Here is an 8489-nt window from a genome sequence, read left to right as displayed (position 1 = left end):
CCTCCGCCAACCAACGCTTCAGTTCTCGAGCACGCATCCGGCTTCTCCACGCCCGAAGTCCTCGGGCCGTTTCTAAACCGTGCTCCCACCCCGGCTCACCGTTCGAGACGATCAACAATCAACGCGAACAGCGCCTTTTTCTTTGCCGGGGCAGGCTGCGCCGCGGTCAGGCCGAGATCGCCAGTTGCTCGCGGTGGTAAAGGCGGGCCGCGATCAACCAAAGCAGCGCGCCGAGGCCGAAACCCGCGCCCAGGTAGGTCGCCCACTGCAGGCCGCTGATCGTTTCCTGGCGCAGCACCATCAGGATCAGCTGGTTCTGGGCGAGGAAGGGCGTGGCGAACATCCACAGCGCGTTCTTCACCGGGTTCACCAGCAGGATGATCGTCGGCAGGATCGGCAGCAGCATCAGGAAGGCCATGTAGCTCTGCGCTTCCTTCAGCGTCTTCACCGAAGCCGAGATCAGCGTCAGCAGGGTCGTGCCGATCAGCACCATCGGCAGCAGAACCAGCAGCAGCTTGGCCACCGCCACCATCGAGACATCGACGCCCTTGAACGGGCCGCTGTCGACGAAGGCGAAGCTCAGCTTGAAGCTCAGCAGCGTGAGCAGCAGGCCGATCATGCCGAAGGCGCAGGCCGCGGCGATCTTGCCGCTCATGATCGCGCCGCGTCCGGCCGGCGTGGCCAGCAAGGGCTCCAGCGACTGCCGCTCGCGTTCGCCCGCCGTGGCATCCATCACGAGATACGCGCCGCCGAGGAAAGCCGAGAGGATCAGCAGGTAGGGCAGGAAGGCCAGGATCATGCCGCGCTTGGCTTCCGGCGTCGCGAGGTCGCGGTAGGTGACGCTCACCGCGGTGCCGAGCGACGGATCCACGCCGCGAGCGATCAGGCGGATGGCACCGGCCTGCCGCCCATAGGCCTGCAGCGCGCGCTCGACGCGACGCACCGGGATCTGCGAATCCTGGCGCGAGCTGTCGTGCAGGATCTCCACGGTCGCGGCGCGGCTGGCCCGCCAATCGGTGGCGAAGTCGTCGGCGATGCGCAGGATCACGTCCTTCTCCTGCGAGAGGATCAACGCATCCGGGTTCTCCGGCGCCGCTTCCGCGGTGATGTTCTGCGTGGCGAGGAAGGCGACGAGGTTCGGCGCGATGTCGGCGCCGATGATCGGCAGCTTCAGCTCCGACTCGAGCTGGGTCTTGGCGCGGTTTTCGGCGAGGGCTCCCATGCCGAGGATCAGGATCGGGAACAGCAGCGGCGAGAGCAGCAAGCCGTTGATGATGATCTTGCGGTCGCGGAAGATTTCGGCGAGCTCCTTGAGCATCACCGTGATCAGGGTCTTCATGCCTGCAGGCCCTCCTCGGAGCCGATGGCCTTGACGAAGGCGTCTTCGAGATTGGATTCGCCGGTCTGCGCGCGCAGCTCGTCGGGCGAGCCCTGCGCGGTGACACAGCCCTTGGCGATGACCACGATGTGGTCACACAGCGCGCCCACCTCCTGCATGATGTGGCTGGAGAGGATCACGCAGCGTCCCTCGCCCTTCAGTCGCAGCAGGAACTCGCGCAGGCCGCGCGTGGTCATCACGTCGAGGCCGTTGGTGGGCTCGTCGAGGATGACGTTCTTCGGGTCGTGCACCAGGGCGCGCGCGATGGCCGTTTTGGTGCGCTGGCCCTGCGAGAAGCCCTCGGTGCGGCGGTCGATGAAGTCGCCCATCTGCAGCGCGTCGACGAGGCGGTCGGTGTTCTTGCGGATCGCCGCCTCGTCCATGCCGTGCAGGCGGCCGAAGTAGGTGATGTTCTCGCGGGCGGTGAGCCGCTTGTAGACGCCACGCGCATCCGGCAGCACGCCGAGCGAGCGGCGCACGGCTTCGGCCTCGACATAGGCGTCGCGGCCGTCCACGCGAACGCTGCCCTTGTCGGGCTTCATCAGCGTGTAGAGCATGCGCAGCGTGGTGGTCTTGCCGGCGCCGTTGGGGCCGAGCAGGCCGGTGATGGCGCCGTCGCGGGCGGTGAAGCCGACGCCGGACACGGCGCTGACCAGCCCGGTCTTGGTCTTGAACTGCTTGTGCAGGTCGGTGAGTTCGATCATGGCAGTGTCCTCAGGGCTCCCAGCCGTGCAGGCCGGTGCCGGGGGGGAGCGGGGCGAGGCGCTCGAGGCAGGCGGCATCGAGCCCCTTGGCGTCGGCGGTCTCGATGAATTGCGCGAACAGCTTGGGCATGCAGCCTTCGTTGATCGGCGTGTGGCCTTGGCCTTTCAGCACGAGGTGGCGCGCGTTCGGCAGCTGGGCGATGGCGGCATCGCCGTAGCGAGGCGGCGTGACCGGATCGAACTCGCCGCTGATCGCCAACACCGGAACGTCGCCGGTGACCGGGGTGCGGAAATCGGCGGGGCGCTGGCCGCGCGGCCACACCGCGCACTGCGCCTGGGTGAAGGCGACGAATTCCGCGCCCATCACGGTCTCGGCGTCCGCCGGATCGGGCTGCATCTCGTCGGCATCTTCGGTGCAGATCACCGAGAGCTGCATGCCGTGCATGATCGACTCGCCGAAGCTGCCCATCAGGAAGCGCGACTGCGCCAGCAGCGGCGCGTAGTCACCGTCGGCGGCCTGCTTCAGCACCACCGGCAGCAGCGTGGCGGTGAGCGGCGAGTAGCTGTAGAGCCGCAGCGCGATGGTGAGGTGGCCGAGGGCGGGCACTTCCTCGCGACGCTCGCCCGTGGTCGGGTCGCGGTAGGCGACCGGTGCCAGGCCCGGCTGCGACAGCGCGTCACGTACCTGCGCCAGCGCGGCGCGGGCGTCGGGCACGGCCTTGGCGCAAGCGGGATCGGCAGCGCAGCGCGCGAACTGCGCGTCGAGCGTGGCGTCGAGGTTCTTCGCGTGCTCGCTGCCGAGCACGAGGCTCATTGGCGCGACGCTGTCGATCACCACCGCCCGCGTGTGCTGCGGGAAGGTCTTGGCGTACTGCTGCGCCACGCGTGTGCCGTAGCTGCCGCCGTAGAGGTTGATGCGCTCGGCGCCGATGGCGGCACGCACGGCGTCGAGGTCGGCGACGGCGTCGGTGGTCGTGTAGTGGCGCACGTCCGAGGTCTTCGAAAGCGTGGCGAGGCAGGCTTCAGCGAAGCGCGCCGCGGCATCGGGGCTCTCGTCCGACGCGTCGCTGAAGGCGTTGTTGCCCTCGGCGTCGCGGCAGGCCAACGGATTCGACGCGCCGGTACCGCGCTGGTCGACGAGGATGACATTGCGCGTGCGCATCACGTCGCGGAAGCCGGGCGCGACCGAGGGAAACGAATCCCGCGCGCCCTGCCCCGGGCCGCCCGCGAGCATGAAGATCGGGTCGGGCTCGGCTTCGCCTTCGGTCGGCACCCAGGCGATGGCGAGCTCGATGTTCCGGCCGTCGGGCTCGGCGCGATTCTCGGGCACCGAAAGCGTGGTGCACTGGGCTTCGACCGGGCCAGCGGCGCCGCTGCCGGCGAGCGTGCAGGGCTCGAAAGCGAGGCTGCCGAGCGGACGCGCTTCGGCGGGGTTGCTGGCGACCAGCAACCCGAGCATCACTGCCGCGGCCAATGGGGTTCGGATCACGCGAGTTCTCCTGGGGTGGGGGTTGGAGGGGAGGAGGAAACGGGGCTCATGCCGCCGCCGCGAGCCGGGTGGCGAGGTCATCGAGGCGCTCGGCGACAGCGATGCGGGTGCCCGCATCGTGCACGCGCGGCAGGGCGGCGACGGCTTGGGCGTGGGCCTCGCGAGCGACGGTGATGTCGCCGTCGGCCAGCGCCAGTTCTGCGTCCAGCCAGGCCTCGTGACAGCCCATGTCGAGCAGGCCACCGACCATGCGCTCGCGCCAGGCGCGCAACGCGACAACGTCCTTGCGCATCAGCAGGCAATGCACGGCGAGGTACACCGCCAGCCCGGGCCGCGCGGCGGGCGACGCCGTGGGCCATGCCGCATGGAGATATCGCGCAGCAGCATCGGCCTGCTCGGGCTGGCCAACGTCGAGCGCGCGGCTCAGGCGCATCGATGCGATTGCGGTGTCCAGCAGGGGATCGCCGTACTCACCGAAAGGAGCGTCGTCGGCCGGCAGCAGCGCCGCCGGCCAATCGCGCGGTCGCACGCCGTCCATGCTGGCCTGCAGCACCTGTTGCAGGGTGATCGACGCGAAAGCGAGGCCCGGCTGGCGCCACAGCGACCACAGTCCGGCACCATCACTGAGCCATCCCTGACTTCGGAAAGGGATGAGATTCACCACCGCGAGGAAGAGGCCCGTGACGACCAGTGCCACCAGCAGGCCGCGCAGGGCCTCGGGGGGCGAACCGGCCAGGGCCCACAGCGCGACAACCGCGACGAGCGCGTTCGCGACCACACCGCCCAGCAGATAGACCGCCTGCGCGCCGCGCGATGGCGGACGCCCAGCGGCGGGCAGGAGTGCGGCGAAACCGCTGATGCCGGAGAGACCGCCACCCCAACGGAAGCGCCAGCCATCGCCGCCGCGCTCGAGCCGGACGGGGCCCACGCCGAAGGCCAAGGGGCGCAAACCACCGGCCAAGCCCGCCAGCGCGTGGCCGGCCTCGTGCAGCAGCACCTGCAGCCAGAAGGCCAGCAGCAGCAGCGCGGCGCCGATCACCCACCGGCCGAAGCCGGCCTCCTCCGGGAAGAGCGCGCGCCACTCGATGCCCCAGGCCTCTGCAGCCTCGATGCCGGCGAAGCCGAATCCTGCGCCCAGGGCAGCGCCGCGAAGCGCGCCAAACACCAAGCGGGCTGCCGAGGTCGGCGCCACCGGCGCATCGGGCAGCGGCAGGAAGTCGCCATCGGGGGGGGATGAGCGGTTCTCGAAATCAAGCGGTGCGTGGGCGTCCATGGCTCAAGCGGCGTCGTCAAAGAGGACTTCGATGGGCTCGCCGAACAGGCGCGCGAGCTTGAAGGCCAGTGGCAGGCTCGGGTCGTACTTGCCGGTCTCGATGGCGTTGACGGTCTGGCGCGAGACGGCGAGCCGCTCGGCGAGTTCCGCCTGCGACCAGCTCATGGCCTCGCGACGTTCGCGGATGAGGTTGCGCATCAGCCGTGCCGCCAGCGGCCGACGACCTTGCCCAGGGAGTACACCAGCATCACCGCGGGCAGCATGCCGTACGCGAGCAAAGTGCCGTTGAGCACCACGAGCTTGAACAGGCCCAGAAGCCCGAGCGCGAAGTAAGCCATGCCCACCAGCAGCACGCCGATGGCGATGCCGTAGATCTCGATCAACTTCTCCCACTCGTCGCAGTCGCGGAAGTAGTCGATGTAGATCTTGATGATCCACACCATCGGCAGCACCGGCAGCAAGGCGAGGGAGGCCAGCACGGCGAACGGCCACTCGTCGCGGTACTCGCGCATCAGCACGGCACTCGCCGCCATGACGGCCAGGAAGGCCACGGTGGGCGCGATGCTGTTGCGGTAGTAGCGCTTCTCGTTCGGCGTGAAGCGCACCATGTCGATGAAGGGGTTCATCCGGCGTAGCCCCGCTGCACCACCGCCTTGGCGACGCCGTAGCTGCCGAGCAGGGCGGGCAGGACGAGGATGGCCACCAGATTGCCCTTCAGGGCGAACACCCCGGCGCTGCCGAGGAAGCCGGCCACCATGAAGCCGATGCCGGTCATCATCGCCCCCAGCGCCAGCGACTGAAGCTCGATCTGGCGCTGCATCTCGTCGGCTTCGCGGATGTAGCGGGCGAAGGCCCAGATGAGCAGCAGCAGGGGAAGCGCCGGCAGCAGGCCGAAGGCGGCGCGCAGCAGCAGGGCCTCGTCGGACACCTTGCGCAGGGCGAACAGGCTGGTGACCAGCAGGCTCGCGTACATCGACATCGAGACCACCAGCCAGCGCAGGTAGCGCCGGATGGGCGGAGTCAGGCGGTCGTCATCGCGAACGGGCGTGGTGGAGCGCATGGGCGGGCTCTGGGGGGTGTCAAGGACGCCTGACACCATCCTCCACCCGCCGTGACCCCGATGTCAAGCGTCCTTTACATCCCGGGGCCGCCGGCCCGGACGGCCTTACTTCCCGCTGACGTACTTCTCGCGGCGGATCTGCGGCACCGGCAGGCCCGCAACCTTCAGCGCCTCGAACGCGGCGTCGACCATGTTCGGGTTGCCACAGAGGTAGGCGATGTCGCCGTCGGCCTGCGGTTCGAGCGCGGCGATCTGCTCGGTGACGTAACCCCGGCGCGCGTCGGGACCGGCGGCTTCGTTGAACTCGCGGGAATAGCAGGGCACGAAGCGGAAGTGCGACGGGTGATTCGCGGCCATGGCGCGGAAGTCGTCGGCGTAGATCAGCTCGGACTCGCTGCGCGCGCCGAACAGCACCACCACCTGCACGCCGCGCTCGAGGATGGCCTTCTCCAGAAGGGGCAGCATCGAGCGGTAGGGCGTGACGCCGGTGCCGGTGGCGATCAGCAGGTAGCGGCGGTTGGCGTCGTTCGGGAGCAGGCAGAAGCGACCGAACGGGCCGCTGGCGGTGACCTCATCGCCCTCCTTCAGGCCCTCGAACAGCGCCGTGGCGGTGCCGCCCGGCACGAACGATGCCGCGATATCCACCGCCTCGCCCGGGCCCATCGCATGGTCGTGGATGGTGGCCAACGAGTAGCTGCGCTTGGTCGGCTCGCCGTCCCGCCCAATCAGGTGGATCTGGATGAACTGGCCGGGGATGTAGTCGAGCGCCTGCCCGTCGGCGCGCTGGAAGCTCAAATGGGCGACGGCGGGGGCCAGCATGCGCTTGGCCACCAGCTTCATGGGGAATTGGGGAATCAAGGGGGTGCTCCGAAGGACGGCGGATTATGGCCCGCCGGGGCGTGGGCGGGGCGTGGCGGGGCCACCACGCGGCGTGCACGCGCGGCAGCCAACTCTGGCGATACCTGCCCTCTCGAACCCGCCATGGCCCCGAACGCCGCACCGCACGCCGACACGCTCGCCCTGCAGCGCCTCTACCACTGGGAGCGGCAGTCGCCCGGCAAGCGCGTCTTCGTCCAGCCCTACGGGCCCGGCGACATTCGCCACTGGACCTGGGGCGAGGCGCTGATCGAAACCCGGCGCATGGCCGCGCACCTGCAGTCGCTGGGCCTGCCGCCCGGCTCGCGCATCGCGCTCATTTCGAAGAACTGCGCGCACTGGCTGATGGCCGACTGGGCGATCTGGATGGCGGGCCACGTGTCGAGCTCGCCACGATCATCTACACCTCGGGCACCACCGGCATGGCCAAGGGCGTCATGCACGCCTTCGGCAGTTTCGCCGCCGCCACCGCCGCCGTGCTGGCGCGCGTGCCGTTCCATCCCGGCGACCGCCTGCTCTCCTACCTGCCGCTGTCGCACATCGTCGAGCGCACCTTCCTCGAACACACGCTGCTGGCCACGGGCTACGAGGTGTATTTCGCCGAGAGCCTCGACACCTTCATCGCCGATTTGCAGCGCGCGCGGCCCACGCGCTTCGCCTCGGTGCCGCGGCTGTACCTGAAGTTCCAGCAGGGCGTGCTGGCCAAGGTGCCGGCGGCGAAGCTGGATCGGTTGCTCAAGCTGCCGGTGATCGGCTGGCTGGTGAAGCGCAAGGTGCTGAAGGGCCTCGGCCTCGACCAGTGCATCTACGCCGGCGGTGGCGCCGCGCCGATGCCGCCGTCGATGCTCGAGTGGTACAAGCGTCTCGGCCTCGAGATCCTCGAGGCCTACGGCATGACGGAGAACTGCGGCGTCACCCACACCAACGTGAAGGGCCACCAGCAGATCGGCACCGTCGGCCCGCCCTACCCGGGCGCCGAGGTGCGGCTCGACCCGGCCACGCAGGAAGTGCAGGTGCGCTGCGCCTGGAACATGCAGGGCTACTACCGCGACGACGCGGCGACGGCCGCTGCGTTCACCGACGATGGCTTCCTGAAGACCGGCGACAAGGGCGCGATCGCCGCCGACGGCACGCTGAAGATCACCGGTCGCGTCAAGGACGCCTTCAAGACCAGCAAGGCGAAGTACGTCGAACCCGGTCCCATCGAAGAGAGGCTTTCCGCACTGCCGCTGTTCGAAGCCTGCTGCGTGGCCGGCGCCAGCCTGCCGCAGCCGGTGGGCCTGGTGATGCTCGGCGAAGCGGCGCGCGCCAAGGCCGCGACGACGGCGGGCAAGGCCGAGATCGAGGCGGCACTGGCCAAGCACCTCGACGCGGTGAACGCGACGCTCGACAGCTACCTGCACCTCGACGCGCTGATCGTCGTTGGCGAGGAATGGACGGTCGACAACGGCCTGATCACCCCGACGATGAAGGTGAAGCGCGCCGGCATCGATGCCACGTACGGCCCGCACTTCGAACGCTGGCTGGCCAGCGGCGCGAAGGTGGTGTGGGCCGAGCGCGTGGTGGCTTAGGGAAGGTCTGAACAACTCCTCCACTTTCGGCGAGAATCGGTCATCGCTTCAAGGGTGAGTTCGATGCAGCTTTCGTTTGGTGATGCTGAGGATCTTGGAGGCCGCAAGCGCACGCGGCGCGAGGTGTTCTTGGCCGAG

9 protein-coding genes are annotated in these 8489 nt (G+C 69.1%); 1 reads left to right on the top strand and 8 read right to left on the bottom strand.

What is annotated here, in order from left to right; all coding sequences use genetic code 11:
* Positions 1-166 precede the first annotated feature (166 nt).
* The 8 genes from O9255_RS14560 to O9255_RS14525 form a co-directional block, all read right to left on the bottom strand.
* Positions 167-1339 carry an ABC transporter permease gene (locus O9255_RS14560; protein WP_297867592.1) on the bottom strand — a complete coding sequence of 391 codons (1173 nt, stop codon included), beginning with the start codon at positions 1337-1339 and terminating at the stop codon, positions 167-169.
* Positions 1336-2082: an ATP-binding cassette domain-containing protein gene (locus O9255_RS14555; protein ID WP_297867591.1), complete on the bottom strand. Its 747-nt coding sequence runs from the start codon at positions 2080-2082 to the stop codon at positions 1336-1338. The genes O9255_RS14560 and O9255_RS14555 overlap by 4 nt, the downstream gene beginning before the upstream one ends.
* Before the next feature lie 10 nt (positions 2083-2092).
* Positions 2093-3571, bottom strand: coding sequence for an alpha/beta hydrolase (locus O9255_RS14550; RefSeq protein WP_297867590.1), 1479 nt, complete (start codon positions 3569-3571; stop codon positions 2093-2095).
* A gap of 46 nt (positions 3572-3617) precedes the next feature.
* On the bottom strand, positions 3618-4844 hold the full coding sequence (locus O9255_RS14545; protein ID WP_297867589.1) for a hypothetical protein: 1227 nt from the start codon (positions 4842-4844) through the stop codon (positions 3618-3620).
* A 3-nt stretch (positions 4845-4847) separates the two neighbouring features.
* Entirely contained in the window at positions 4848-5042 is a 195-nt protein-coding gene (locus O9255_RS14540; RefSeq protein WP_297867588.1) for a helix-turn-helix transcriptional regulator, read from the bottom strand.
* On the bottom strand, positions 5042-5470 hold the full coding sequence (locus tag O9255_RS14535) for a hypothetical protein (protein WP_297867587.1): 429 nt from the start codon (positions 5468-5470) through the stop codon (positions 5042-5044). Before O9255_RS14535 ends, O9255_RS14540 begins: the two co-directional genes overlap by 1 nt.
* Complete coding sequence (locus tag O9255_RS14530; RefSeq protein ID WP_297867586.1) at positions 5467-5904, bottom strand: hypothetical protein; 438 nt, start codon at positions 5902-5904, stop codon at positions 5467-5469. Before O9255_RS14530 ends, O9255_RS14535 begins: the two co-directional genes overlap by 4 nt.
* A gap of 105 nt (positions 5905-6009) precedes the next feature.
* Positions 6010-6744, bottom strand: a complete 735-nt coding sequence (locus tag O9255_RS14525; protein WP_297867593.1) for a ferredoxin--NADP reductase — start codon at positions 6742-6744, stop codon at positions 6010-6012.
* 458 nt (positions 6745-7202) lie between these two features.
* On the opposite strand from O9255_RS14525, the gene O9255_RS14520 reads away from it, so the two are divergent.
* Positions 7203-8351: an AMP-binding protein gene (locus tag O9255_RS14520; protein WP_297867585.1), complete on the top strand. Its 1149-nt coding sequence runs from the start codon at positions 7203-7205 to the stop codon at positions 8349-8351.
* Positions 8352-8489: the final 138 nt, after the last annotated feature.

Source organism: Silanimonas sp. (genome assembly GCF_027530345.1).
In the GTDB taxonomy this organism is placed as follows: Bacteria; Pseudomonadota; Gammaproteobacteria; order Xanthomonadales; family Xanthomonadaceae; genus Silanimonas.
This window is presented reverse-complemented; position numbering and strand designations above follow the sequence as displayed.

Bases quoted from the DNA above. Each gene is read 5' to 3' on its own strand.
- O9255_RS14520 (WP_297867585.1), top strand. From the start codon at position 7,203: ATGGCCAAGGGCGTCATGCACGCCTTCGGCAGTTTCGCCGCCGCCACC.
- O9255_RS14540 (WP_297867588.1), bottom strand. From the start codon at position 5,042: ATGCGCAACCTCATCCGCGAACGTCGCGAGGCCATGAGCTGGTCGCAG.
- O9255_RS14530 (WP_297867586.1), bottom strand. From the start codon at position 5,904: ATGCGCTCCACCACGCCCGTTCGCGATGACGACCGCCTGACTCCGCCC.
- O9255_RS14535 (WP_297867587.1), bottom strand. From the start codon at position 5,470: ATGAACCCCTTCATCGACATGGTGCGCTTCACGCCGAACGAGAAGCGC.
- O9255_RS14555 (WP_297867591.1), bottom strand. From the start codon at position 2,082: ATGATCGAACTCACCGACCTGCACAAGCAGTTCAAGACCAAGACCGGG.
- O9255_RS14525 (WP_297867593.1), bottom strand. From the start codon at position 6,744: ATGAAGCTGGTGGCCAAGCGCATGCTGGCCCCCGCCGTCGCCCATTTG.
- O9255_RS14545 (WP_297867589.1), bottom strand. From the start codon at position 4,844: ATGGACGCCCACGCACCGCTTGATTTCGAGAACCGCTCATCCCCCCCC.
- O9255_RS14560 (WP_297867592.1), bottom strand. From the start codon at position 1,339: ATGAAGACCCTGATCACGGTGATGCTCAAGGAGCTCGCCGAAATCTTC.